A 24,661-nucleotide genomic window follows, 5' to 3' on the forward strand; every position below is an offset into this window, starting at 1 on the left:
ACGCACCGGGCCGGTGCGCGGGCCCGGCGGACACGGGCGGGCACGGGAGCGGCGGGGCACGGCCCAGCCGCGCGGACAGGCCCGAGCACGCGGGGCGGGTGACCGTCCGGGGTGCGGCGGACGTGCGGCGAGCGGGCCGCGGAAGCGGCGTACCGTGGCAGCATGTCCACACCCGCACCCGGTCTCACCAGCGGCGCGGTGGCCCGTAGTCTCGGCGTCGCCCCCACGACCCTGCGCTCCTGGGACCGGCGTTACGGCATCGGTCCCGTCTCCCGGGAGAACGGCAGGCACCGGCGGTGGACGCCGGACGACGTCGCCGTCGTCCGGGAGATGTGCCGTCTGACCGCCTCGGGGGTCCCGCCCGCCGAGGCGGCGCGCGCCGCCCGGCAGGGCGCGTCCGCTGACGGGCTCGTGCCTCCGCCCGTCCGGCCCGCGCCCGTGTCCGCCGGGCCGGTGGAGGACGCGCCGCCGGGCGGGGACGTCCTGCGGGAACGCCGGGGTCTCGGGCGGGCGGCCGTCCGGCTCGACTCACGGGCGCTGGACGCGCTCCTGGAGTCCGCGATCGCGCGGCACGGTCTCGTCACCGCCTGGGAGGAGGTCGTGGCGCCCGCCCTGCACGCGGCGGGCCGGAGCTGGGAGACCTCCGGCGACCGTTACGTGGAGGTGGAGCACCTGCTGTCCTGGCACGTGTCGACGGCGCTGCGCCGGATGGCGCACCGGGGGCCCGGCGGCCCGCTCCCGGCCGCCGCGCCGCACGTCCTGCTCGCCTGCGTGCCGAACGAGCAGCACACGCTCCCGCTGGAGGCGCTGGCCGCCGGACTCGCCGAACTCGGGCTCCCGGCGAGGATGTTCGGTGCCGCCGTGCCGCCCGAGGCGCTCGACCGGGCGGTACGGAGGACGGGTCCCGCCGCCGTCGTGCTGTGGGCGCAGTCCCGGTCGACGGCGAACCATCCGCTGGCCCGGCACGTCGCGGGCACCTCGTGGGGCGTCAGGGGTGCCCGCTCCCGTACGACCGTCCTGCTCGCGGGGCCCGGCTGGGCGGGCCAGACGCCGGGGCCCGGCATGTTGCGCCCCGGCGGGCTACGGGAGGCGCTGGCCGCGCTCAGGGGCCTGTGCGGACCCGGGCCCGCACCGGAGGAGGGGTCCGGAGCGGCGGAGTGACGCGCGGGCCGCCGGGCGGACACGGCTCGTGGCCGTACCCACGCGCTCCCCTCCGCCGTGCCCGTACCCATTCCCTCCCCCGTGCCCGTACCGCGCACTCGCCCGGCTCCGCCCCCGGTCCGGGGCCCGTGTCCGTGCTCCTGCGGTCTCAGTCCAGGTCCCGGGCGCGGCGGAAACGGGCCAGGCCCTCGGAGAGTTCGACGACCGGGTCGGGGTAGGCGTACCGGGCGCGCTCCAGACCGGGCACCTTCCACGGCTCGTGGACGGCGGGCCCTTCGAGGCCCGCGAGTTCCGGCACCCAGCGGCGTACGTAGGTTCCGTCGGGGTCGTAACGCCTGCCCTGGAGCACCGGGTTGAGCACCCGGTTGGGACGGCTGTCGGTGCCCGTGCCCGCCATCCACTGCCAGTTGAGCTGGTTGTTGGCGACGTCGCCGTCCACCAGGAGTTCCATGAAGTGCCGGGCGCCCGCGCGCCAGTCGACGTACAGCGTCTTGGTGAGGAACGAGGCGACGAGGAGCCTTCCCCGGTTGTGCATCCATCCCTCGTGGGCGAGTTGGCGCATGGCGGCGTCCACGACGGGATAGCCGGTGCGGCCCTCGCGCCAGGCCAGGAGGTCGGCCTCGGCCTCCTTCCCGTGGCGCCAGGTGTCGTGCCGGGTGCGGTAGTCGGCGGTGGAGGCGTCCGGGCGGGCCGCGAGCACCTGGTGGTGGAAGTCGCGCCAGCACAGTTGGCGGACGAACGCCTCGGCGCCCGTGCCGCCCCGGGACCTGGCCCGGTGGACGGCCTCGGCCGCCGAGACGGCTCCGAAGTGCAGGAACGGCGAGAGCCGCGAGGTGGCGTCGCCCGGGAGGTCGTCGTGGCGTTCCTCGTAGGCGTCGGCGTCCCGGCCGAGCCAGGCGGCGAGGCGCCGACGGCCCTCCTTCTCGCCCCCGGCGGCCAGGCCCGGTGAGAGGGACCCGGCGTCCTTCCGGGCGGGCAGGTCCTCGGAGCCGAGGTCCCCTGGCACCTGGACCCGGCGCGGTGCGGCGAGCGGTTCGCGCAGCCGTTCGCGCGACCAGCGGCCGAAGTAGGGCGTGAAGACGGCGTAGTGGTCCGATCCCACCGGGGTGACGGCGCCCGCGGGGAGCGCGGTGACGACGCCGTCGTGGACGTACAGCCTGCGTCCGTCCGCCTCCAGGGCCCGGCGCAGCCGGTCCTCCCTTCGCCGCGCGAACGCGCTGTGTCCGGCCGCCATGTGCACCTCGTCGGCGTCGGTCTCGCGGACGACCGCGCAGACCTCGGCCACGGGGTCCCCGGAGCGCACCACGAGCCGTCCGCCGCGCTCGCGCAGTCCGGCGTCGAGGTCGGCGAGACAGTCGGCGAGGAACGCGAGCCGGTTCGGCGAGGCCGGACCGGCGCGGTCCACCGCCGGATCGCGGACGAAGAGGGGGACGACCGGGTTCCCCCGGCCGAGGGCCGCGCGCAGGGGTGGATGGTCGTGGACGCGCAGGTCCGAGGTGTAGAGGACGACCGAGACGTTCATGGCGGGGCTCCTGGGGTCACCGGCGGGCCGTGGTGCGCGGACCGCCGGTGGTCGCGTTCTGTATGTCGCCGGGCATTCCCGGCCCGGGGCCCGGCCGGATGCGGACGGAGGGGGTGACCGCTGCAGGGGTACGGCGTCCGGAGGCCGGAGGCCGGACGCCGGGCGCCGGGCGCCAGAGGCCGGGGTCAGCCCGGCGCGCCCTCCCCGGGCCGGGCCGTCCGTGGAGCCTCCGCGCCTTCGCCGGGTCCGGCCGTCCGTGGGGCCTCCGCCTTTCCTGTCGTCCCTGTCGTCCCTGTCGTCCCTGCTCTCCCTGCCGCCTTCGCTTCCCCTGCCGCCTCCGCCGTGCGCGCGATCTCGCGGGCCATCCCGCCGAACACCACCGCGTGGAACGGCGACACGCTCCACCAGTACGCCTGGCCCGCCAGGCCGTGCGGGTGGAACAGGGCCCGCTGCCGGTAGCGGGACCGGCCGTCGCCGTCCTGTTCCACGTACATCTCCAGCCACGCGAGTCCCGGGAGCCGCATCTCGGCGCGCAACCGCAGCAGTCGGCCGCGTTCGATCTCCTCCACGCGCCAGAAGTCCAGCGAGTCGCCCACCCGCAGGCGGGTGGCGTCGCGGCGGCCCCTGCGCAGCCCGACGCCGCCGACGAGCCGGTCGAGCCGGCCGCGTACCGCCCAGGCGAGCGGGAAGGAGTACCAGCCGTTCTCCCCGCCGATTCCCTCGACGACCCGCCACAGGGCCTCCGGCGGCGCGGCGACGGCCCGTTCCCGCACGTCGGTGTAGAGGCTGCCGCCCGCCCAGTCGGGGTCGGTGGGCAGCGGGTCGCTCGGCGCGCCCGGCACGGAGGCGGAGGACCAGCGGGTGCTGATCCGGGCCTCGCGGACGCGCCGGAGGGCGAGGTCGAGGGCGGTGTCGAAGGCGAGCGGGGTGCCCGGCGGGTCCGGTACGAGGTCGGCGATGTCGTGCTCGTCGCAGACGACCTCGTACCGCAGCGACTCCGCGAGGGGGCGGGCGATGGACCGGGGCACGGGGGTGACCAGGCCGATCCAGTGGCTGGACAGGCGCGGGGTCAGTACGGGGACGGGGACGATGAGCCGCCGGGGCAGTCCGGCGACCTTGGCGTACCGGCGCATCATCCCGAGGTAGGTGAGGACGTCGGGCCCGCCGATGTCGAAGGCGCGGCTGACCTCCGGGGGCATGTCCGCGCTGCCGACGAGGTACCGCAGGACGTCCCGGACGGCGATCGGCTGGATGCGGGTGCGCACCCAGCTCGGGGTGACCATCACGGGGAGGCGTTCGGTGAGGTAGCGGAGCATCTCGAAGGACGCGGAGCCGGACCCGATGATGACGGCGGCGCGGAGCACGGTGGTGGGCACGCCGGAGCGCAGCAGGATCTGTCCGACCTCGGCGCGCGAGCGCAGGTGCGGGGAGAGGGCGTGGTCGGGCACGCCGTGCGGGGTGAGGCCGCCGAGGTAGACGATGCGGCGGACCCCGGCGGCGCGGCTCCGGTCGGCGAAGGTGCGGGCGGCGAGCCGGTCGGTGCGTTCGAAGCCGGGGCCGCCGCCGAGGGCGTGCACCAGGTAGTAGGCGATGTCGACGTCGCGGAGTGCCGGGTCGAGGGACGGTCCGTCGGTGACGTCCCCGCGGACGATCTCCACGTCCCCGGCCCAGGGGTGGTCGCGGAGTTTCGCGGGGGTGCGGGCCAGGCAGCGGACCCGGTACCCGGCCTCGAGGAGTTCGGGGACCAGTCGTCCGCCGATGTAGCCGCTGGCGCCGGTGACGAGGCACAGCGGCCCCGGGGCCGTCCGGCCGCGCGCGTCCGTCCCGTGCGCGTCCGGATCCGTCCCGGGCGCGCCCGTGTCCGGGACGTGCGTGTCAGGGGTGTCCGTGCCGGGCTGGTCCGTCATGGGCTGCTCCGTTCCGCTGCCGGGCCGTCCTGCTCCCGCGCTGTACGGGGCCGGTCGCTCCCCGTCGTACGGGACCCCTCGGACTCCCCCGTCGTACGGGCCCGCCGGACTCGGTGTCCACGACGCGGACCGTGGCGTCGGCGGTGGGAACGTCGCCGCACACGGCCTTCGGTCACGGCGACGGCGGCACGGCGGAAGGTCTGGCTGTTCATGGACGCTCCGGGGTGCTCGGGGCTCAGCGGTCCGTGCCCCACACCCGGTATTCGGTGCCCCGCCGCGTCCGGACGCGGCGATCACCCGGCCGAGTGAGGGGGCCGGTGCGCGAGCGGGCCCGTGGGCTGCTCGCGCACCGGTTCCGTCAACCGCCGGTCTCGCGGACGGCCAGCTCGATCAGGTCGGTGACCTCGACGGGCCGGGAGGCCAGGGAGGCGTGGCTGGCGTCGAGTTCGATGGTCTTGCGCGGGTTCATGCGCGCGGCCATGCGGCGCTCGTTGTCCGGGTGGATCATGTGGTCCTGGGTGGAGACCTGGTAGTAGGTCGGCTTGACCTTCCAGGCGGGGGCGGTGATGTTGTCGCCGAAGGTGGAGGCCAGCGGCGCCTTCTGGGTGACGGCCATGACCAGGGCCTCCGCCTCGCCCAGATCCTGGGCGAAGCTCTGGCGGAAGGCGTCCTGCTTGATCCACAGGTAGCCGTCGGAGTCGGGGACGATGTTGTCGAAGGCCGCGGGCGGGTGCTCCTGGCTGATCTGTCCCGGGCTCTCCCCCGCGTCGGGGGCGAAGGCGGCGATGTAGACGAGGCCGGTCACGTTCGGGAGGTCGCCCGCCTCGGTGATGACGGCGCCGCCGTACGAATGTCCGACGAGGACCACGGGGCCGTCGATCTGGCGGACCATCTTCCGGGTCCGCTCGGCGTCCTCGGCGAGGGAGGTCAGCGGGTTCTCGACGGCGTGGAGCCCCTCGTGTCCGCGCCGGTGGAGTTCGCCGATGACATGGCCCCAGTGGGCGGCGCCGCCCCAGAAGCCGTGCACGAGGACGATGGAGGGCTTGTCTGCCATGGTTCCCTACCGATCTGCGAAGAAGTGGCCCCCTGATCCCGCCCCGTGCCCCCGTCGTCACGCTACGCGCGCGGTGGCGGGCCCGCACGCGGGCCGGGGCTGCCTGGCGGACACTGGGGGTGGGGAGCCGACCGCGCGAGGAGGGTCCGCCATGAGCAGAGCCGCACCCAAGGTCAGCACGTTGCCGCCGGAGCACCGGGAGCGTCTGATGGCCTTCGCCGAGGACGTGTACTTCGAGTCCGGCCACCGGCTCTTCGAGGAGCAGCAGTACGCCGACCGGTTCTGGATCGTGAAGACGGGCGCGGTGACGCTGGACGCGAAGGTGCCGGGTCGTACCGCCCCGGTGATCGAGACGCTGCGCCACGGCGAGCTGGTGGGCCTCTCGTGGATGTTCCCGCCGTTCCTGTGCCAGTCGGGGGCGGAGGCGATGACGCCGGTGCGGGCGCACGAGTTCGACGCCCCCGCCGTCCGCTCGATGTGCCGCTCGGACACGGAGTTCGGCGCGGCGGTGATGTTCTGGGTGGGGTCGATCCTCGCGCACCGGCTCCATGTGACCCGGGTACGGCTCCTCGATCTGTACGCGCCGCACGGGAGCGGGATGCTCGCCTGAGGGCCGTGGGACGACCGGTCTCCGTGGGACGACCGCTCTCCGTGGGGCGGCCGGGATCAGCGGGGTCAGCGGTCCGGCGAGGTCCCGCGAGGTCCGGCGAGGTCCGGCGAGGTCGTCCTACGCGGCGCCGTCGGGCCGCTCTGTGGAGCGGGCTCGGCGGTGGGCGGCGACGCGTTCGCGGGTCGCGCACCGGCGGGAACAGTAGCGGCGCTCCGGGCCGCTGCCCCGGGCGATGAAGACGTCCTGGCAGGCGGATGAGGCGCAGATCCTGCCGGGTGGGCGCTGGCGGTCCCAGACGAGTACGGCCAGGGCCGTGCAGGAGGAGGCGAGGAACCACTCGTCCCAGGGCGCGTCGTCGTCCCGGTCGAGGTGGGGGTGCCAGGGGGCGCCACCGCCGTGCGAGGTCAGACGGAGCTGTCCCGTGTGGTTCCGCAGCAGGCGGTTGAGGACGGCGGCGGCCTCATCGGTGCGCTCGGCGGCGAAGACCTCCCGCAGCAGGGCGGCGGCCTCGCGCATCCCGGCGACGTCCCGGGCGGTGAGGTCCACCGGGTCCGTCTCCCCGTGGGCGCGGAGCGTCTCGGCGACGACGGCCGGATCGGGGTACTCGTCGGCGAGGGCGTTGATCAGGGCGGCGGTGCGCCGGGCGGTGGCGAGGACGGAGTGCCGGGTGGACCAGTCGTCACCGCCGTCGCCGGGAGCACCGCGGCCGTTGTCGCCCTGGGCGCCGCTGGAATCACTGAGGAGGGACACGGAGCCGAATGTAACGCATCTTGCTGACTTCTGAGTTACCTCCGTAACGTCCTGCGCATGTCAGAACGTTACGGACTCCTCCGATACTTCGCCGGGGCGGTGGCGGCCCGCGCCGGGGACGAGATGTCGGGACCGGCGCTGATGCTGGCGGCATTCGCCCTGGCCGGATCGACCGCCGACGCGTCCGCGCTGCTCGCGGGCATCACCGCCTCCGCGGCCCTCGGGGGGCCGGTGCTCGGGGTGCTCCTCGACCGGGCGGAACGGCCGGGCCGGTTGCTGGCCGGGGCCCTCCTCCTCCACGCGACGGGCCTGGGGGCCGTTCTCATGGGCCTCGGCCGGTGGCCGTTCGCCGTCACCGTGCTGGTGGCGGGGGTGACGGGCCTGCTGGGTCCGGCCCTGTCGGGCGGTTGGACGGCCCAGCTCCCGCGGGTGGTCCCGGACGACCGTCTGCCCGGGGCGAACGCGCTCGACGCCATGACGTTCGGCGTGGCGGCGCTGGCCGGACCGGCGCTCGCCGGAGGCGTGGCGGAAGCCCTGGGCGCCTCGACGGCGGTGGTGGTGTCCGTGGCGCTCATCACCCTGGCGCTGCCCGCCGCATGGCTGCTGCCCGCCCGTCCCTCGCCCGCCACCACCCGACCGCCGCCCGCCCGTTCCCCCATGCCGCCGGGGGGCCACGACCCCTGTGGGAAAAGGCGGTTGCCGGTGTCCCGGCCGCACCGGTCGTCCTCGGTGGCCGGTGATCTCCTCGCCGGGGCGCGGATCGTCGCCGGGAGACCGGCCCTGGCGAGGGCGACCCTCGCCTCGGTCGTCTGCTGCGTCGCCCAGGGGATGCTGATGGCCTGCGTCCCGCTCCTGGGCGAGCGGGTCCTCGGCGGGGCCGGTCACGCCGCGGTGCTGCTCTCCTGCGCGGCGCTCTCCGCGCTGGTGGCCGATGCCGCGCTCGCCCGGTCGCCCCGCGCGATCTCCCCCCGCACGCTCCTGTGGTCCGGCGCTCTCGTCCAGGCCGCCGCACTGGGTCTGGCCTCGGCCTCCCAGGGGCGGCCGGTCGTGCTCGTCGTGGCCTTCCTCGTCCTGGGGATCGGCGAAGGACCGCAACTGGCCGCCCTGTTCGCGGTCCGCCACCGGGAGGCCCCCGAGCGTCTGCGGAGCCAGATCTTCACCACCGGCGCCAGCCTGAAGATCACCGGATTCGCCCTCGGGGCGGCGGCGGGCGGACCGCTCGCGGGCCGGTCCCTCTCCGGCACCCTGGCACTCGCGTCCGGTACGGCGGCCCTCGCGGCACTGGTCCTCCTCGCGGTCCCGACGGCCGTCACCGCACCGGCCGGGAGGGACGCGAGGCCGGAATGACTCCACCGAGGACCCGCCCCGGCTCCGGGGCGCCGCCAGGTTCTTCCCTTTCTCTGTACGGGAGTTGTACGGCCGTTGTACGGGGGCTGTACGGGGCGCGGCGAAAGTGGCTGCACGCCGACGCAACGGCGCTCGGCGCACGTCCATCCGATGCAGGAGCCCCCCATGAAGCCCATGTCCCGTACCCGTGCCGCCCTCGCCGGTGGTCTCGCCGTCGTGGCGCTCGGCACCCTCACCGCCGGGGTCGGCGTCGCCCAGGCGGGCGAGAAGGACAACCGGCGCGCCAAGGCCACCGAGCGGGAGATCGCCGGTCTCTTCGACGGCTGGAACACGGCCCTGCGGTCCGGCGACCCCGAGCGGGTCACCGACCGGTACGCCCAGGACGCCGTCCTCCTGCCGACCGCCTCCCCGCGCATCCGCACCAACCACGCCGAGATCACCGACTACTTCGAGCACTTCCTGCTGAAGAAGCCCCGTGGCGAGAAGATCCGCTCCGTGATCACGATCCTGGACGAGAACTCCGCCCTGGACGCCGGTCTGTACCGCTTCCACCTCACCGACCCGGCGACCGGTGTCACCAAGCCGGTCGAGGCCCGCTACACGTACATGTACGAGAAGCGTGGCGGCGAGTGGCTGATAGTCAACCACCACTCCTCGGTGCTGCCGGCCGAGGGCTGATCCACCGGAGCTGCCCCTCGGCCACCGATCGCAGCCCGATCCGCACACACAGTCCGCCGCCGGGCGCGTCCCGGAGGGCCACCCCACCGCCGTCGTCGGTGACGAGCTGCTTGACGATGGCGAGCCCGAGCCCCGAGCCCGAACGGCCGGTCAGTCCCTGACCGCGCCAGAACCGGTCGAAGGCACGGGCCTGCTCGGCGGCGGACATGCCGGGCCCCTGGTCCAGCACTTCGAGGACCGCCTCCTCGGGGCCTCCGGCCTCCAGGCGTACGGTGATCGTCCCCTGGTCCGGGGAGACCTCCAGGGCGTTGGAGAGCACGTTGTCCAGGACCTGGTCGAGGTTTCCGGGCCCGGCGAGGACCCGCAGCCGCGCGTCGGTGTCGCCGGTCAGGACGATGGTCACCCCCCGTTCGTCGGCGGCGGGCCGCCAGACGCTCAGCCGTTCCTCGACGAGTTCGCGCAGGGCGAGCGGCTCCGGCGCGGACACCTTGGCCTCGGCCCGCGCGAGCACGAGGAGCCCGCTGACCAGACGGCTCATCCGGACCACCTCGGCCGTCGCCTGGTCCACGTCCTCACGGACTGACTCGTCGTCCGCGCCGTCCGCGATGTTGTCCAGGGAGAGCCGCAGCGCGGTCAGCGGGGTGCGCAGCTGGTGGGAGGCGTCCGCGACGAAGATGCGCTGCGAGGCGACGAGCTTGTCGAGCCGCTCGGCCCCCTGGTTGAGGGTCCGGGCCAGGGTCTGCGTCTCCTGCGGTCCCGTCACCGGCGAACGGGCCGTGAGGTCGCCGTCGCCGAAGCGGCTGGCCATGTCGTTGAGCTGGCGCAGCGGCTTGGTGAGCAGCCGGGCCACGATCGCGCCGAGTCCCGCCGCGACCGCGAGGACCCCGACCGCGAGGATCGCGCGGAACCCCCAGATCTTCCAGAGCCGGTCGGTCAGATCGGCGGTCTCGTACCGGACGCGCACGGCGCCGACGATCCGGTCCTCCCGTCCGGCGGCCTCCCCCCGCGCGTACACGGGTACGGTGACCACCAGTTGCGGTCCCCACACGATGCTCGAACCCCAGTCGACGGTGGTCCTGCCGTGCGTGAGGGCCGCGTCGAAGGCCGCGTCGCCCGGGTGCTCCGGCAGCGGGAGCGGGGGCATGGAGCTGCGGCCGTCGGCCGCGACCACCTCGACCAGGCCGGGGGTCTCGTCCCCGTACGCCGCCGCCATCCGGGCCAGCGCCTGCCGGGCGGGCGCGTCGCCGTCGCCGAGCAGCAGCGCCATGGTCGTGGCCTCACGGCGTACGGACTCCTCGGTGTCGCCGCGCAGTTGGGCGGTGAGGGTGAGGGCGACGGGCACGGTGAAGGCGGCCAGGGCGACCGCGACCAGCGCCACGTAACTGACGATCAGACGCTTGATCACGGTCGGTCGGACACCTCGGGGGCGTGGGGCGCGCCGGACGCGCCGGAGCCGCCGGTCGGGTCCGCCGGTCCGGTCGGTCCGGTCGGTCCGGTCACCCCCGAATCGTCGGGCTCGTCCGGCTCGTCCCGCTCATCCGGCCCGTCCGGCTCTCCGACGACCAGGCGGAAGCCGACCCCGCGTACCGCCTCGATGGTCACCGCCCCGGCCAGCTTGCGGCGCAGTCCGGCCACGTGCACGTCCAGGGTCTTGGTCGGCCCGAACCAGTTGGCGTCCCAGACCGCCTCCATGATCTGTTCCCGGGACATCAGCGCGCCCGGCTCCTCGGTGAGGAAGGACAGCAGGTCGTACTCCTTGGGCGTCAGGGCGACCTCGGCGCCGTCGAGCCGGACCCGTGCCGCCTTGCGGTCCACGCTCAGCCGGGCGCCGTACCACTGGGGTCCCGAGGGCCGGTCCGCCGGTCGGACCCGTCGCATCACGGCCCTGATCCGGGCGATCACCTCGCGCACCCCGAAGGGTTTGGACACGTAGTCGTCGGCCCCGATCTCCAGACCCACCACCCGGTCCGTCTCGTCGCTGCGGGCGCTGATCACGATGATCGGGACGTCACCGCGCCTCCGCAGTGCCCGGCACACGTCGAGCCCGTCGGTGTCGGGCAGGCCGAGATCGAGCAGGACGAGGTCGTACGGCACGGTGACGGCGAGCCCCGCCGCCCCCGTGGTGACCCATTCCACCTCGAACCCGTAACGCAAAAGTCCGCGCCGCAGGGACTCGGCCACCGGCTCGTCGTCTTCCACCAGAAGTACACGCACGGGGAAACCCTAGTTCGAGTTCCGCCCGCTCGAACCCACTCCTCCGGTCCCCCGGCACCGGGGTCAGCGGCCGGCCCCGGCGGACGGCTCGCGGGTCCCCGGCGGCTCTCCCCGCACCCGGCCGATGTCGGCGGGGCCGTCTCCGCGCAGGTCGGCGGGGTGCCCGCGCCCGGCGGTCCCGTCCGTGCCGCGGTCGTCTCCCCCTCTCCGTACGGCTCAGGGCGCGCCGGTCCCGGACCACGGTGAGCCTCAGATGGAGGGAGCGGTCATCGGGGCAGGACGATCGCGGTGAGGACCAGCCCGTCGCGCGCCAGCCAGCGTCCGGTGAAGCCCTCGTACCGGGTGCCGTCGGCCGTCGGGCCGGGGACCAGCAGCCGGGCACGGAAGGTGCCTTCGTGGGGCGCGGTCCGATCGCCCGGGGTGAACTCCACCTCCGCCTCGTCGAATCCCAGTTCGCGCCGGGTCAGCGGGTACCACGTCTTGAAGACGCTCTCCTTGGCGCTGAACAGCAGCCGGTCCCAGGGCAGTCGGGGGGCGTGGGAGGCGAGGTCCGTGAGATGGCCGCGTTCGCCGGGGAGCGACACGACGTCGAGGACACCGTCGGGCAGGGGGCCCGCGGGCTCCGCGTCGATGCCGATGGACAGGACGTCCGTGGTCCTGGCGAGCGCTGCGGCGCGGTAGCCCTCGCAGTGGGTCATGCTCCCGGCCACGCCTTCCGGCCAGCGCGGTTCCCCGCGCGGGCCGCGGGTCAGCGGGGTCGCGGGCACACCCATCCGGCCCAGTGCCAGGCGGGCGCAGAGGCGTACGGTGGCGAACTCCCGGCGCCGTACCTCCACGGCACGGGTGAGGAGGGCCTCCTCCTCGGGGAAGAGGGTCACCGGTTCGGTGTCGTCGGACCGCCAGGCCGTGGCGACGACGTCGGGGACGAGCAGGTCGATCACCGGTCCCGCCCCGGGCCGTCGAGGTCGATCCGGTAGCGGCGCCTGGTGCCGTACGCGCCGGAGCGGACGTCCTCCAGGACACCGCCGTTGCGTTCGACCGTCCGCGCCGAGCCGGTGTTGTCCTCTTCGCAGGTGAGGAGCGTCCGGTCGAGTCCGAGGGCGCGGGCGCGGGGCAGGAGGGCGGCGAGGGCGCGGGTGGCGACGCCCCGGCGGCGCGCGGAGGGCCGGACGCTGTAGCCGATGTGGCCGCCCGCCTCCAGGAGGAAGCCGTCGAGGGGCCACTCCCTGAACGCCTCCAGCCAGGAGGAGCGCAGGTGAGCGGTGGGTGCGATCAGATCGAGCATGTCGGTGACTCTATCGAGGCACGGGGCCGGGGCCGTATGAGAAGGGGATGGAACCCCTTACGGGAAAGGTCCGGGTCCCGTAAGGGCAGAGGGTCACCCCCTACGGGCGGGCGCCGGGTCCCGTAGAGGCCGGGCCCTGACCCGCCGCCGCGTCCGGCCCGGCCTTCCGTCACAGCCGACGACCCGACGACCCGGCGACCCGACCACCCGACCGTTCGGCCACCGGACCCGGTCCACCGCCGGGGAGTCCGCTCGGCGCGGTCTCCCCGGCGGTGGGCCGGTCGCGTCGGCCGACGCCCTCACCGCCCTGTCCGTCGCGAGGTGAGGGGTGTCGGCCGGAACGGGGTTACGGGACCCAGTGGTTGCCGGAGACCGTGATCATGACCTGGAGCTGGATGCTCGCGGAGAAGTAGCTGCTGGTGTCGATCGGGGTGGCCAGCATCTTGTTCCACAGGGCGTCCAGCCACGCCTGGCTGCCCGGGTCCGTCATCGCCGCGACCGCGAACGGGGCGAAGAAGGCGGCCTCGCTGCCGGAGGAGATCTGGGTGCCGTTGAGCTTGTAGCCGATGGCGATCTTGTCGGGGTCGCCGCCCGTCTTCGTCTTGATCCAGCCGTTCATCTTGCGGGCGGCGGCGAGCGAGGTGGCGTCCCCGCTGGTCACGGCGTCGTCGGCGATGCGCCACGGGGTGCGACAGGCGTTCCACCAGTAGGCGCCGTCGTTCGGGTCCTCCAGGACCTTGCCGGGGGCGGGCTTGGGCGTGGTGTTGGTGTCGACGACGAAGTCGGGCAGCAGACCGGTGCCGGAGGCGTAGGTCGACTGGAGGCGGGAGATCTGGGTCTGGTGCGCGGTGCGCACGGCGTCCCAGGTGGTGTCGCCGGTGGCGGCGCGGAAGGCCCGGAAGTGGTCGACCATCCAGTCCGAGGTGCGGGTGATCCAGTAGTACTGGTCGCCCGAGCTGCTCCAGTCTCCGAGCTTCAGGAGCTTGCTCGTCGGGTTGAGCTCGTCCTTCTTGATCGCGGCGATGTGCTTGAGGGCGAGGTCCTTGTAGTTGTACGTGCCGGTGCTGCCCCACTGCTTGTCGGCGAGGAGCAGGCCGTAGGCGACGTCCATGTCACCGTCGGTGGCTCCGTCGCCGCCGTTGACGCTCTTGCAGGCGGCGTCCTGTTCGGCGGCGAGCAGGTTCGGGTTGACCGAGGACGGGTGGTCGATCTTCCACTTCACCAGTCCGTCGAAGATCTTCTTGGCGTCGGGGTCGGCACCGGCCATCGTGGCGGTGACGACCATGCCGTAGCCCTGGGCCTCGGCGACGTAGGGGTGGTCGGCGTCGGGCGAGATGACCTGGTACCAGCCGTTGCCGCAGTTCTGGCGGACGAAGGCGGACTTCCACCGGTTGTAGTAGTCGACGACCTTCTGGTCGTTCGACGCCTGGGCGCCGGAGGGCTTCAGGGTGCCCGCCGTGTAGGGCTTGAGGTGACTGCCGAAGGGCACGGCCGTCGTCCCGCCGCCGTCGCCACCGCCGCTGGGCGCGCCGTACACCTCGAACTCCCAGAGGGAGTAGCCGTACGCGGTGCCGCGCCCGGTGCCGTACACGCGGACGTACCGGCCGCTGCCGGAGACCGTCAGGTCGTCGACGGCGCCGTCACCGGTGGTGGTGGAGTAGACGTCGGTCCAGGTGGCCCCGTCGGCCGAGGTCTGGACGCGGTACGCCTTGCCGTAGGCGGCCTCCCAGTCGAGCTTCACCCGGGAGACGGTGTGGTTCGCCCCGAGGTCGACGCGGATCCACTGCGGATCGACCCCTTCGAGGCTCGCCCAGCGGGTGCCCGTGCTGCCGTCCACCGCGAGACCGGCTCCGAACGCCGGGCTCTCGACGGACGAGGCGGTCACCGCCTTTCCGGTGGACACCGGGCCGTCGGCGGCCCGCGCCTGCGGCAGGACCGTCAGGGGCACCGCCAGCAGGCCCGCGAGCCCGAGAAGCGAGATGCTTCTTCGACGCATGACAACTCCCTTTCCTCCATGGCCAATGGTTAGGAAATGTTCCTAACCATTGGCGGGAGAGTAGAGAGGGCGACAGCGCCGCGCAATACCCCGGACGACAACGGAGAGGTGAACTCCTTCGGCCACCACCATTTCTGACGATCCCTCAGGATTCGTTCGGAACGGGCGGGACCGACGGCGGTTCCGCCGCCGCGCGCCGGGCGTCCCTCAGCGCAGCATGGACCGACCAGACGACCGAGACCAGCGGTACGGCCACCACGGCGCCCACGATGCCCGCGGCGATCGATCCCGCGACCACCGAGAGCGCGACGACCAGCGGATGGAGCCGGACGGCCCAGCTCATGACGAGCGGATGCAGCAGATGACCCTCGATCTGGCCGATCACCACGATCAGGGCGATCACGATCCCCGCCACCAGCGGCCCCTTCGCGGCGAGCGCCACGACGGCGGCGATCGCGAGGGCGACCGGCGAGCCGATCAGCGGCACGAACGCGGCGAGGAACTCCAGCAGGGCGAGCGGCACCGCGAGCGGCACGCCGAGCAGCCACAGCGCCACCCCGACGAGCACCGCGTTCGTCGCGGCCACCACCACGATGCCGTGGGTGTAGCCGGTGAAGGTGCGCCAGGCGACGCGTCCGGCGATCCCCGTGCGGCCCCGGACCGAGAGGGGCAACTGCTCCTGGAACCAGGCCCATTGGCGGTCCCCGGAGTAGAGGAAGAAAACGGAGCAGAACACCGCGAGGGCCAGCGCGGTGAGCACCGCGACCACCTGGCCCGCCCCGCTCAGCGCCGTGCTCAGCAGGGCGGAGCGATGACTGGAGAGGAACTCCCCCGCCTTGTTCTGGAGCTCGGTGAGCGCCCCGGGGGCGAGCCGGAACGGCGGCCGTTCCAGCCAGTCCTCGATCCGGCCGATCCCCTCCCGGAACTCCCGGACCAGCGTCGTCCGCTCGCCCGCGACCGCCTCGCCCACGAGGGTGAGCACGCCGAGGACGAGGACCGCGCCCCCGAACAGGGTGAAGGCGACGGCCAGGCCGCGCGGCAGCCGCCGGGCGAGCAGATCGGCGACGGGCCGCAGGAGCGCGGTGACCACCAGCCCCAGGAAGACGGCGACGCCGATCTCGTGGAAGCGTCCGAGCACCGCGAACAGGCCGTACACGAACGCGCCGACGACGATGAGGCGCCACGCGTAGGCGGCGGCCGTGCGGAGGAAGGGGCTCACTTTCGGTGCTGTGCCTGGCTGCATGGCCCAGGGCCTACCACCCGTGACACCCGCCTGTCGCAGGGATCACGGGCCGGATGCCCGGATCTCCGCCGATCGGCCGCGTCCCCCCAGCGGAACGGGCGCCCGTCCGGCGTCCTCACCGGGGATACGGCATGTTCAGGATCAGCCGACGGGTCACCGTTCTCGCCGGGACGGCCCCGCTCGCACCGGCCGGCCGCGGCGCACCGCCGCCGGGCCTGGAGTTCGGGTCCGCCCGGCCGCCCGGTCCCGCGCCCACCGCGCACCCCCGGCGGACGGCTCCCCGCCGGTCGGCCCGTGGCCGAACGCCCGCGAGGTGCCGAGCGACCGCGAGATCCGCGCGATCCCGCCGCGGGCGACCGGCTTCACCCGTGGGCCGGTGAAGGTCACCGTGGTGGGGGCGCCCGCCTCCCGCAGCCGTCACGGCCCGAGCGGCCCGAGACCGGCGAGGACCGTCACGGGACCGGTCCCGGCCACGGCGGCCACGGCGGCCCTGCGGTCGTCGGTCCATTCGAGCACCCGGAGGACGGACCGGGAACCGAAGCCGAACGGGTCCGGGCAGTCCGTGGAACCATCGCGGGAGGGCCGGTCCTGACCGCCCGTACGACCGTCCCCGGCGGACCGGAGGGGTCCACTCGGGGAACCGCCTCCGGCGGACCGGTCCGGGCCGACCGTGCGGCCACGCCCGACGAGCCCGTCCCGGCTTCCCGCGGAACCGCCCCCGGCGGACCGGTCCCGGCCGTCCCCGGCACCGCCCCCGGTGGTTCCGGACGGGCTCACGTCGGCGCCCGCCTTGAACAGGGCCTCCCTGCGGACCCACAGCCGGAGCAGTTCCGGGCCGGGGTCCGGCAGGGCGGTCGCCGCGCGCAGTTCGGCCTCCGGCAGCAACCGCCGCAGCACCCGTACGGAACCCGGCCGCCGGGCCGCCGGTTCCACGTCGACACCGATCGGCCCCGGCCCGACGGCGGCGGCGACCACCCCGTCGGCGTGGCTCAGACTGACGCCGGTTCCGGGACGACCGGGCAGATAGGGGCGTCCGTGGCCGTGCCGTGCGCAGTCGGGACACCACTGGGCCGGGGCCGCCCCGGTGACCGGAAGCCCGGTGAACCGCGCGGCGCAGAGCCGTACGAGCAGCCGGGCGGCCAGCGCGTCGGCCCGGCGTTCCGGCAGCCGGGCGGCGGCCAGTCGGCGCAGTTCCCAGGCTTCGAGGAGCCCTTCGTGCAGTTCCGGCAGGGCGAGGACCTCCCGGGTGGTCGCCACGGCGGCGACGGCCGGGCGCGGGCCCGGGACCGGAGAGGCGTACGCCCGGGGCGAGGGCTCCGGCGGTACGGGCCCCGGCAACCGTCCCCGTAGGGGTTCCGGTCCCGGGTCGCGCCCGGACCCCGGCCGCGAGGCGCGTCCCGCCCCGGGGTCCCGCGCGAACTCCGTCCCGGAGACCCGTGCGGTCCCCGGCAGCGGTGCTCGTACGGCCCCCGGTCCCCGTCCCGCCACGGGTCCCGCGTTCACGGACGGCGGCTCATCCGGTGGTGCTCAGGAAGCGCTCCTGCACCCGGCCCAGGGTGCGGAAGTCGTCGATGGTGACGTCCTGGAGGTCGATGCTGGTGCCGGAGAGCTCCTCCAGCAGGTCGATGAACTCCAGGAAGTCCATCGAGTCGATGAGCCGGGCCTCGATGAGGTCCTCGTCGGTGTCGATCGGGCCGTCGAGGCCGGGGTTCTTCTCGTGCAGCCACTCGGCGATGCGGACGTCCATGGGAAAAGATCTCTCCTCGGGTGTCGAGTCTGTCAGGTCGTGTCGGGTGCGGGCGGGCGCGGCGGGGCCGCGCGGGCGCCTCAGGAGCGGGCTTCGCGGAGCCGGTCGAGGGCCAGCTCGGGGCTTCCGTGGGTGAGGATCATGGTGTGGACCCAGCGTTCGAGACCGAAGGCGACGCAGGCGCTGTAGGCGGGTCCGGCCGAACCGGCCCGGATGTCGAGGCGCTCCCCGAAGAAGTTCCGGTGGCGGTTCACGGAGGCGATGGCGGTGCCGTCGGGCGCGCAGAACTCGTGCTTGACCGGGTCGAGGGCCATCAGCCGGGCGCGGGAGCCGCCCTTGTCGTAGAACGGGTCGTCGGCGACGGCCCGCTTCAGCTCCAGGCCCAGGAGACCGGCGGCCTCCTGGATGAACTCGGCTCCCCGGTCGAGGTGGTCGAGGGAACCCTGCTTGGTGCCGATGTAGACGACCTCGCGCATGTGGAAGCCCCACAGGCGGCGCAGTCCGTCGTAGTGGGTCTCGTTGCGGAAGCAGCGCCCGGCGGCGGACAGCCGGAGGCCGTCCTCGCCCACGTCCCGGCCCTCCAGGGAGAGCAGCAGCCCGTAGCAGGTGGCGGAGGGCAGCAGATAGCCGGTGGGGCTGAGGGGCAGTTCCCCCGGGGCCTCTCCGGTGGCGAGGCCGTCGAGCGCCTCGGGGGCGAACCGTCCCGCGGACACCCCGAGATGGGGGAAGTTGCGGAAGAAGTCGAGCCGGGCGAGGCTCTCGACGGACAGCAGCGGGGGGCCGACGACCTCGGGCGCGGAGAGGCGCGCGGCCAGTCCGGTGAGCAGGTCGTCCAGACCGTGCAGGAGGGCGGTGTGGACGGGGTCCAGCGTGATCAGCCCCGGGCCGGGGCTCTTCAGGCCACTGTCCGGCAGGACCGTGGTGCTGGGTGTGCTCATGGAAAACCGCTCCCTCTGGGGACGTGTGAACAGTCAGGGGTGTCGGCCGGTGGGCGGAACGAAAGCGCTGCGGCCACGGTGATCCGGGGCCACTGGTGCGCTGCCACGGGTCCGCGGGGTCAGGGCGGGCGTCCGTGCGCATGGTCGTCGTTGACCGCGGGGCGCGGCGAAGAAGGCCGGCTGATTCCCCCTAGGAACCGGACCGCGCACCGGGGACACTAGGCGAGTTCCGCAGCTGTTGTCTAGACCAAAGGTGTCGACCCGCCGGGCAACTCCGCATATTGAGATGACACTTGACAACCGCTATGGTCTAAACCAATTCTGCTGAATGACCAGGTCGGGGCACCCGTGCGTCCCCCGCCCGCCTTCCGTCCCGCCGTCTGCCACCGGCCCCGCGCCGAGGGCCGCCGCGTGCTGCTCCGGGCGACCGTACCCGACGAGCCGGACCACCTCCCCCGACTCCCGTTCTGGAGGGACCCCATGACGTCACCCGCTCCCCGCCGCCCCCGTCCGCGCCTTCACCGGGCGCCCTCGGACCGGCCCTACTTCAGCGCGGACGGCGAGTCCTACCTCGCCCAGACCACCCTGCGGGAGCTGAAGAAGACCCGCCCGCTGCGGGTGCTGTCCGAAGAGGACTTCGCCCACTGGCAGACGTACGGCTACGTCATCGTCCGTGAGGCGATACCCGCGGCGGACGCCCGCCGCCTCCTCGACTTCACCTGGGAGTTCCAGGGCCTCGACCCGGAGCGCCCGGACAGCTGGTACGAGGACCGTCCGTTCCGCTCCGAGCTCGACCAGCAGCTGCACGTCTACGGCTTCGTCGAGGCGTACCACCACCAGCTGCTCTGGGACAACCGCCAGTCCCAGCGGGTCTACGACGCCTTCGTGGACGTCTGGGACTGCGAAGAGCTGTGGGTGACCCTCGACCGGCTCAACCTCAACCCGCCCAACAGGGGCAACCGCGACCGCGCCCTCATCGAGGCCACCGACCGGGGCTTCGACATCGAACTCCACTGGGACATCGACACCACCCTCGGCGTCCCGCCGCAGCGGGTCCAGGGGATCATCGCGCTGAACGACACCCGGCCGGAGTCCGGCGGCTTCCAGTGCGACCCCGAGCTGTTCCGCCGCTTCGAGGAGTGGAAGATCGCCCAGCCGGCCGACCGCGACCCGCTCCGCCCCGACATCGACCGCGACGAGTACCCCGTCGTCCGCCCCGATCTGCACCCCGGGGACCTGCTGATCTGGAACGGTCTCCTCGCCCACGGCGTGGCCCGCAACACCTCCGACGACCAGGTCCGGGCGGTCCAGTACCTCTCGATGATGCCCGCCCTGGAGGAGCACGAGCGGCTCCGGCGCTCCCGCGTCGACTCCTGGCGCCATCTGCGCACCCCGCGCTGGAACCGGACCCTCGTCGGCGACCCGGTCCTGCACGAGTCCAAGCGCTACCCGACGGCCACCCTCGACGGACTGGGCAGCCGCCTCCTCGGCCTGACCTCGTGGCACGACACCGACGAGGTCACGGTCCCGGACGACACGGCGACCGCCACCGCCGCCCCGGCCGCCGGGAGCACCCCGGCCGCTCCCGGCGACGCGCCCGTCACGGCCGGGCAGGGCGGGGAGCCGTCGTGCGCCGCGTCTGCCTGACCCTCCCCACCAACCGCGCCTGCGCCGAGACGATCCGGGCCGTCGCCGAGGAAGCGGCCCACGGGGCCCGCCACTTCGGCGTCGAGGTACGGCTGCTGATCCTGGACTCCTCCGACGCCCCCGTGCTCGCCGAGCACCGGGCCGCCGTCGCCGCGCTCCCCCCGGCCCCCGGCGTGGTCATCCACCACTTCGACGAGGCCGAACAGCGGGACTTCCTGCGGGAGGTGATCACCGCCTCCGGTGTCAGCGCGCCGGACCGGGTCCTCGGCCTGATGCTGCCGGACGACGTCTCCTACGGGGCCTGCACCAACCGCGCCTTCCTCATCGCCGAGGCCCTGGGATGCTCATCGGTCCACCGCAGGGACTCGGACAGCCGCTACCAACACCTCGACGGGGCACCGGTGTTCCCCCTCCACCACGAGCTGGCGGCGCTCGGGCGGCGCGCCGGGGAACTGACCGGACACGTCACCCGGAGCAGGCTCGACCCCGCCCTCGCGGACCGGCCCGTGGCCATGGTCGGCGGCTCCTTCGTGGGCGAGATGTCGGTGGACGTCGAGGAGATCCGCCGGATCGACCCCGCCGTGTACGAGGAGGTCGTCGGCCTGTCGCTGCCCGAGGGATATCCGGAGATCTGGCGCAGGAACCTCGTCGCGGAGTCCTTCAGGGGGGCCGGGACCGCCAGGTTCACCGACGACCTCACCACCCTCACCACCGTCAGTCCGATGCGCGTCGACATGTGCAACATCGCCTTCGACCGCGCGGTGTACGCCCGGGTGCCGCTGCCTCCCGCCACCGACACCATCGGCAGCGACTACTTCCTCATCCACCTGGTCCACGACGCCCGTCTCCCCGGCGTCCTGCACAACCGGCACATCGTCAACTTCCATACGGGTGAGCGCCGTTCGGACGAGGGTTTCCTCGCCTACCATGTGCGCTTCGCCAAGTTCCTGCTGGCCGCCCCGCACCTCAACGCCGTCTACGCGGCGCTGAAGGAGTCCGGTGACGCCCTGCTCGACGGTGCCGGGCACGTCCGCGCCCCCGCCGTAGCGAGAGCCGTACGGGACGGTGTCCGCACCGACCCCACGGAGAACATCCGGCGGCTCGACGTCCTCGACCGCGCCTACCGCACCCTGGGCGGGCGCTACGTCACCGCCGCCGACACGCTCCGCGACCGCCGCGAGCGGCTCCTCGACGAAGCCGTCCGGGACATGGCGGACTTCGCCCTCCTGATCGACGCCTGGGAGGCCGTGACCCGCGCCGGACGCGAGCGCCCGCTCGCCGCCCCGCCGTCGCCGGCCCGGCCGGCCGACGCGCCGGGGACCCGAGAACCCGCAGCAGCCCTCCGCTCCCCGAAAGGCATCGCATGAGCGAGCGAGCACCCTCGCTCCCGAGGACCAGCCGCACCCTCACCGTCCGGTACACGGGCGGCGAGGAGCGCCGCGGCCCCGTCACCATGGGGCAGGCCAACATGATCCGCTGCATGGTGCGGGACGAACCCGCGCACATCAACATCCATGACGTGTGGCCGGTCCCCGGGGGCACCCGGACGGAGGAGGCGGTGGACGCCCTGCGGGCACTCGTGGTCCGCCACGAGGCCCTGCGCACCACCTTCCCGCACCGGGCGGAAGGCGCGCCCACCGAGCAGGTCGTGGCCGCCGCGGGCGAGTTCACCGTCACCGTCCTCGACCACACCGAACTTCCCGCCGAACCCGCCGCCTATGCCGAGGAGTTGGCCCGCGAGGCCCGCGCCGACCGCTTCCGGCTCGACCGGGACCCCGCCCTCCGGGTCTCCCTCGTCGCCCTGGACGGCGCGCCCGTCTTCGTCTCCCTCGCGGCGAGTCACGCCCTCACCGACGTCAGCGCCCTCGCCGTCCTCAAGGAGGAGTGGCTGGCCCTGCTCTCCGGCGAGGAGCTGCCGCCGCCGTCCTCGCTCGCCCCGCTCGACCTGGCCGCCGAGGAGTCGACCCCGGCCGGACTGCGCAAGTCCCAGGCGTCGCTGCGCCATTGGGAGCGGATCATCCGCACCGGGCCGCAGGCCATGTTCGCGGAGCCGGGCGCCGAGGGCACCGAGATCCGGACGCCCCGGCTCGTGCTGCGCTCCGCGCGGGCCGCGCGCGCCCTGGCGGGCGTCGCCGAACGGACCGGCGGCCTGCCCGCCACCGTCCTGCTGACCGCCTGGTGCGCCCTGGTCGCCCACCGGGCCGGACAGAGCGAGTGCGTCGCGGCCGTCCCCACCTCCAACCGCTACCACCCCCGGCTCGCCCGCGCGGTGAACACCGTCTCGCAGGACGCGCTGCTCTCCCTCGACCTGCGGGTCGACGGCTTCGACACCCTGCTGCGCAAGGCGTGGGGAGCGGCGCTCGGTGCCTACCGGCACAGCCAGTTCGACGCGCTCGCGCTGTGGGACATGATCGGCCGGACGACCTTCGAGCGGGGCGGCCAGTTCGCCCGTGACGTCGTCTTCAACGACGTCAGCACGCTCCCGGCGACCGTCGCCGAGACCACCGAGGACACCGCCGCCGAGCAGGACGCGGAGCCGCCGGAGCTGGAGCTGAGCTGGGGCCCCGACCAGGTGCTGCCCACCCGGGTCCTCACCTTCGTGTACGCGACCGCGCCCGCCGTGCACCTCGCCACCTGGGCCGACCCGGCCCTGTTCTCCCGCGAGGAGGCCGAGGCCCTCCTCACCGGGCTCGTACGGCTCCTGGAGGCGGCGGCGGACGCCGACGTGCCGCTGGCCTCGCTCACCGAGGTCACCGGGGTCCGTCCGGCCGCGCGCGGCCCCGAGTGGGTCAGGACCGACGGGTCGTGGGTCTCGCCGCCGCTGGTCGCGGAGGCCCTGGGCAAGGCCCTCGGGGGCCTGCCCGTCCATGTCGTCGCGGACACCCCCGGGGACGACGGGAGCGTGCCGGGCCTGACGGCGTTCGTCGCCGCGGGCCTCTCCCCCCTCACCCCGGCGGGGGCGCACACCGCGCTGATGGACGTCCTGCCCGGCCGTCCCGGCGTGCTGGCCCCGCGCCGTTACGTGATCGTCCGGGACGCCCCCGCCGGTACGGCGGACGACGCGTGGCTCCGTCAGCAGATTCTCGTGGAAGGAACCGGCCGGGACCGGGATGTCACATGACCAAGGATGAGATGGCCGCACGACCGGAGCCGAGCGCTCCGCCCAGCCCGTGGCGGTCCAGCCGCTTCCGGCTGTTCTTCATGGCCCGCAGCACCTCGCTGCTGGCCGACGGAATGCTGATGGTCTCGCTGACCACCGCCGTCCTCGGGGCGGGATACGGGGCGGCGGGCGTCGGGTACGCGCTGGCCGCCTGGATGGCGCCGATCGTGCTGCTCGTCCTGTTCGGCGGGGTGCTCGCCGACCGGTTCACCCCGCAGGTGATGATGGTCGGCGCCGACGTGGTCCGTATGGTGGCCATGCTCGTGCTGGCGCTGCTGCTGATCACCACGGACATCCGGCTGTGGCACATCATGGCCCTGCTCGCGCTGAGCGGCGCCGCCACCGCCATGTTCCAGCCGGGTCTCGCGAGCCTGGTGCCCCAGGTCGCCGAGGACATCCAGCGGGCCAACGCGCTGCTGCGGATCGCCGAGGCCATCTGCACCCTGCTGGGCCCCGGCGTCGCCGGACTCCTGGTGGCCTACTGGGACGTGGCCGGATCGTTCGTGGTCATCGCGGCGGCGTACGCGCTCAGCGCACTGGGCCTGGCCCCGCTGCGCAAGCTCGGCACCGTCCGGGACGAGAGCGACGACCCGATGCTGCGGCGGCTGGCCACCGGCTGGCAGGAGTTCCGTTCGCGGCCCTGGCTGTGGGGGGTCATCGCGGTCTGGTCGGTGTACGGGCTCCTCGTCTTCGGCCCGGCCCTGCCGCTGGGCGCGGCGCTGCTCACCGAGCAGCACGGGGCGAGCGGCTACGGCTGGATCGCCTCCGCCGACGGCGCGGGCACGATCGTCGGCGGTCTGCTCGGTATGCGGGTCCGGCCGCGCCGCCCGCTGGTCGCGGGGGCCTGCGCGATGTTCTTCTTCTCCCTCAACCCGCTGGCGCCCGCCCTGGGCTGGTCGTTCACCTGGACGGCGGTCACCGGGGTGATCGCGGGCTGCGGCTTCGCCTTCTGGGGCGTGATGTGGGCGACGAGCGTCCAGTCGCACATCCCGCTGGCCGTCCTCAGCCGGGTCTCGGCCTATGACGTGGCCGGTTCCATCATGGTCATCCCGCTGGGCCGCGCGCTGGCGGGTCCGGCGTCCGAGGCCGTGGGAGGCGCCGACCGGGTGCTGCTGTTCTCCTCGGTCATGGGCCTGGTGTGCATCGGCGTGATGCTGGCGATACCGGCGATCCGCGCCCTGGGCCGGGCGCCGGAGGAGCACGCCGGGGAGGATCCGCCCGGGGGCCTCGAGGCCCCCGACGGGGAGGCGGCCCGTACGGCCTGACCGGCTCCGGCACGGGCCCCGGCGGGGCCCGTGCCGGGTTGTCCTGGGCGCCGACGAGGGCGCCGCGAGTCCCGTTGATCTTCTGTTGATCTTCTGTTGATCACCCACCGGCAGTGTGTCGGCCGTGTATGCCCCCG

The 24,661-nt window shown here is 74.0% G+C and carries 21 protein-coding genes; 8 read left to right on the forward strand and 13 right to left on the reverse strand.

Annotated elements, in window-relative coordinates; all coding sequences use genetic code 11:
• The first annotated feature begins 162 nt into the window (after positions 1 to 162).
• Entirely contained in the window at positions 163 to 1,161 is a 999-nt protein-coding gene (locus ACIO92_RS00325) for a MerR family transcriptional regulator (RefSeq protein WP_402280665.1), read from the forward strand.
• A gap of 148 nt (positions 1,162 to 1,309) precedes the next feature.
• Here ACIO92_RS00325 and ACIO92_RS00330 read toward each other — a convergent pair whose 3' ends face one another.
• From ACIO92_RS00330 to ACIO92_RS00340, 3 genes are all read right to left on the reverse strand, one after another.
• The gene (locus tag ACIO92_RS00330; protein ID WP_402280663.1) at positions 1,310 to 2,683 is read right to left on the reverse strand and encodes a cryptochrome/photolyase family protein; all 1,374 of its coding nucleotides are present in this window, start codon (positions 2,681 to 2,683) and stop codon (positions 1,310 to 1,312) included.
• A gap of 185 nt (positions 2,684 to 2,868) precedes the next feature.
• Positions 2,869 to 4,590 (reverse strand): SDR family oxidoreductase, encoded by a 1,722-nt coding sequence (locus ACIO92_RS00335; protein WP_402280661.1) that lies wholly within the window; start codon positions 4,588 to 4,590, stop codon positions 2,869 to 2,871.
• Positions 4,591 to 4,948: 358 nt separating this feature from the next.
• A complete protein-coding gene (locus ACIO92_RS00340; protein ID WP_401236032.1) occupies positions 4,949 to 5,644 on the reverse strand; it encodes an alpha/beta hydrolase in 696 nt (231 codons plus the stop codon).
• 151 nt (positions 5,645 to 5,795) lie between these two features.
• On the opposite strand from ACIO92_RS00340, the gene ACIO92_RS00345 reads away from it, so the two are divergent.
• Complete coding sequence (locus tag ACIO92_RS00345; protein ID WP_366440885.1) at positions 5,796 to 6,254, forward strand: cyclic nucleotide-binding domain-containing protein; 459 nt, start codon at positions 5,796 to 5,798, stop codon at positions 6,252 to 6,254.
• Between the two features lie 117 nt (positions 6,255 to 6,371).
• Here ACIO92_RS00345 and ACIO92_RS00350 read toward each other — a convergent pair whose 3' ends face one another.
• Positions 6,372 to 6,881 carry a CGNR zinc finger domain-containing protein gene (locus tag ACIO92_RS00350; protein WP_366440959.1) on the reverse strand — a complete coding sequence of 170 codons (510 nt, stop codon included), beginning with the start codon at positions 6,879 to 6,881 and terminating at the stop codon, positions 6,372 to 6,374.
• A 180-nt stretch (positions 6,882 to 7,061) separates the two neighbouring features.
• Here ACIO92_RS00350 and ACIO92_RS00355 point away from each other — a divergent pair, with 180 nt between their 5' ends.
• Positions 7,062 to 8,351 carry an MFS transporter gene (locus ACIO92_RS00355; RefSeq protein WP_402280659.1) on the forward strand — a complete coding sequence of 430 codons (1,290 nt, stop codon included), beginning with the start codon at positions 7,062 to 7,064 and terminating at the stop codon, positions 8,349 to 8,351.
• A 165-nt stretch (positions 8,352 to 8,516) separates the two neighbouring features.
• Positions 8,517 to 9,029, forward strand: coding sequence for an SgcJ/EcaC family oxidoreductase (locus ACIO92_RS00360; protein WP_366440883.1), 513 nt, complete (start codon positions 8,517 to 8,519; stop codon positions 9,027 to 9,029).
• On the opposite strand, the gene ACIO92_RS00365 is transcribed toward ACIO92_RS00360, so the two are convergent.
• The 9 genes from ACIO92_RS00365 to ACIO92_RS00405 form a co-directional block, all read right to left on the reverse strand.
• Positions 8,992 to 10,434: a HAMP domain-containing sensor histidine kinase gene (locus ACIO92_RS00365; protein WP_366440882.1), complete on the reverse strand. Its 1,443-nt coding sequence runs from the start codon at positions 10,432 to 10,434 to the stop codon at positions 8,992 to 8,994. The genes ACIO92_RS00360 and ACIO92_RS00365 overlap by 38 nt on opposite strands.
• On the reverse strand, positions 10,431 to 11,243 hold the full coding sequence (locus ACIO92_RS00370; protein WP_402280656.1) for a response regulator: 813 nt from the start codon (positions 11,241 to 11,243) through the stop codon (positions 10,431 to 10,433). Before ACIO92_RS00370 ends, ACIO92_RS00365 begins: the two co-directional genes overlap by 4 nt.
• A gap of 266 nt (positions 11,244 to 11,509) precedes the next feature.
• On the reverse strand, positions 11,510 to 12,184 hold the full coding sequence (locus tag ACIO92_RS00375; protein ID WP_402055829.1) for a 4'-phosphopantetheinyl transferase: 675 nt from the start codon (positions 12,182 to 12,184) through the stop codon (positions 11,510 to 11,512).
• Positions 12,181 to 12,528, reverse strand: coding sequence for a GNAT family N-acetyltransferase (locus ACIO92_RS00380; RefSeq protein WP_366440879.1), 348 nt, complete (start codon positions 12,526 to 12,528; stop codon positions 12,181 to 12,183). Before ACIO92_RS00380 ends, ACIO92_RS00375 begins: the two co-directional genes overlap by 4 nt.
• Before the next feature lie 346 nt (positions 12,529 to 12,874).
• A complete protein-coding gene (locus ACIO92_RS00385; protein WP_402280653.1) occupies positions 12,875 to 14,524 on the reverse strand; it encodes a glycosyl hydrolase family 8 in 1,650 nt (549 codons plus the stop codon).
• A gap of 145 nt (positions 14,525 to 14,669) precedes the next feature.
• A complete protein-coding gene (locus tag ACIO92_RS00390) occupies positions 14,670 to 15,767 on the reverse strand; it encodes an AI-2E family transporter (protein ID WP_402055834.1) in 1,098 nt (365 codons plus the stop codon).
• Between the two features lie 417 nt (positions 15,768 to 16,184).
• Positions 16,185 to 17,024: a 4'-phosphopantetheinyl transferase family protein gene (locus tag ACIO92_RS00395; RefSeq protein ID WP_402055837.1), complete on the reverse strand. Its 840-nt coding sequence runs from the start codon at positions 17,022 to 17,024 to the stop codon at positions 16,185 to 16,187.
• A gap of 256 nt (positions 17,025 to 17,280) precedes the next feature.
• Entirely contained in the window at positions 17,281 to 17,514 is a 234-nt protein-coding gene (locus ACIO92_RS00400; RefSeq protein ID WP_351784513.1) for an acyl carrier protein, read from the reverse strand.
• Between the two features lie 80 nt (positions 17,515 to 17,594).
• Positions 17,595 to 18,452: a hypothetical protein gene (locus ACIO92_RS00405; protein WP_366440876.1), complete on the reverse strand. Its 858-nt coding sequence runs from the start codon at positions 18,450 to 18,452 to the stop codon at positions 17,595 to 17,597.
• A gap of 480 nt (positions 18,453 to 18,932) precedes the next feature.
• Between ACIO92_RS00405 and ACIO92_RS00410 the strand changes: the two genes are divergently transcribed.
• Genes ACIO92_RS00410 through ACIO92_RS00425 form a run of 4 tightly spaced genes read left to right on the forward strand, consistent with a single transcriptional unit; the run spans position 18,933 to position 24,524 of the window.
• Positions 18,933 to 20,099 (forward strand): phytanoyl-CoA dioxygenase family protein, encoded by a 1,167-nt coding sequence (locus ACIO92_RS00410; protein WP_401236045.1) that lies wholly within the window; start codon positions 18,933 to 18,935, stop codon positions 20,097 to 20,099.
• On the forward strand, positions 20,081 to 21,466 hold the full coding sequence (locus ACIO92_RS00415) for a DUF6271 family protein (protein ID WP_402280650.1): 1,386 nt from the start codon (positions 20,081 to 20,083) through the stop codon (positions 21,464 to 21,466). Before ACIO92_RS00410 ends, ACIO92_RS00415 begins: the two co-directional genes overlap by 19 nt.
• Entirely contained in the window at positions 21,463 to 23,220 is a 1,758-nt protein-coding gene (locus tag ACIO92_RS00420; RefSeq protein WP_401236048.1) for a condensation domain-containing protein, read from the forward strand. The genes ACIO92_RS00415 and ACIO92_RS00420 overlap by 4 nt, the downstream gene beginning before the upstream one ends.
• Positions 23,217 to 24,524 (forward strand): MFS transporter, encoded by a 1,308-nt coding sequence (locus ACIO92_RS00425; protein ID WP_366440872.1) that lies wholly within the window; start codon positions 23,217 to 23,219, stop codon positions 24,522 to 24,524. Before ACIO92_RS00420 ends, ACIO92_RS00425 begins: the two co-directional genes overlap by 4 nt.
• Positions 24,525 to 24,661: the final 137 nt, after the last annotated feature.

The organism is Streptomyces sp. NPDC087215 (assembly GCF_044744885.1).
Classification (GTDB): domain Bacteria; phylum Actinomycetota; class Actinomycetes; order Streptomycetales; family Streptomycetaceae; genus Streptomyces.

Bases quoted from the DNA above. Each gene is read 5' to 3' on its own strand.
- ACIO92_RS00360 (WP_366440883.1), top strand. From the start codon at position 8,517: ATGAAGCCCATGTCCCGTACCCGTGCCGCCCTCGCCGGTGGTCTCGCC.
- ACIO92_RS00345 (WP_366440885.1), top strand. From the start codon at position 5,796: ATGAGCAGAGCCGCACCCAAGGTCAGCACGTTGCCGCCGGAGCACCGG.
- ACIO92_RS00325 (WP_402280665.1), top strand. From the start codon at position 163: ATGTCCACACCCGCACCCGGTCTCACCAGCGGCGCGGTGGCCCGTAGT.
- ACIO92_RS00340 (WP_401236032.1), bottom strand. From the start codon at position 5,644: ATGGCAGACAAGCCCTCCATCGTCCTCGTGCACGGCTTCTGGGGCGGC.
- ACIO92_RS00390 (WP_402055834.1), bottom strand. From the start codon at position 15,767: ATGCAGCCAGGCACAGCACCGAAAGTGAGCCCCTTCCTCCGCACGGCC.
- ACIO92_RS00385 (WP_402280653.1), bottom strand. From the start codon at position 14,524: ATGCGTCGAAGAAGCATCTCGCTTCTCGGGCTCGCGGGCCTGCTGGCG.
- ACIO92_RS00410 (WP_401236045.1), top strand. From the start codon at position 18,933: ATGACGTCACCCGCTCCCCGCCGCCCCCGTCCGCGCCTTCACCGGGCG.
- ACIO92_RS00405 (WP_366440876.1), bottom strand. From the start codon at position 18,452: ATGAGCACACCCAGCACCACGGTCCTGCCGGACAGTGGCCTGAAGAGC.
- ACIO92_RS00425 (WP_366440872.1), top strand. From the start codon at position 23,217: ATGACCAAGGATGAGATGGCCGCACGACCGGAGCCGAGCGCTCCGCCC.
- ACIO92_RS00355 (WP_402280659.1), top strand. From the start codon at position 7,062: ATGTCAGAACGTTACGGACTCCTCCGATACTTCGCCGGGGCGGTGGCG.
- ACIO92_RS00335 (WP_402280661.1), bottom strand. From the start codon at position 4,590: ATGACGGACCAGCCCGGCACGGACACCCCTGACACGCACGTCCCGGAC.
- ACIO92_RS00420 (WP_401236048.1), top strand. From the start codon at position 21,463: ATGAGCGAGCGAGCACCCTCGCTCCCGAGGACCAGCCGCACCCTCACC.
- ACIO92_RS00400 (WP_351784513.1), bottom strand. From the start codon at position 17,514: ATGGACGTCCGCATCGCCGAGTGGCTGCACGAGAAGAACCCCGGCCTC.
- ACIO92_RS00330 (WP_402280663.1), bottom strand. From the start codon at position 2,683: ATGAACGTCTCGGTCGTCCTCTACACCTCGGACCTGCGCGTCCACGAC.
- ACIO92_RS00380 (WP_366440879.1), bottom strand. From the start codon at position 12,528: ATGCTCGATCTGATCGCACCCACCGCTCACCTGCGCTCCTCCTGGCTG.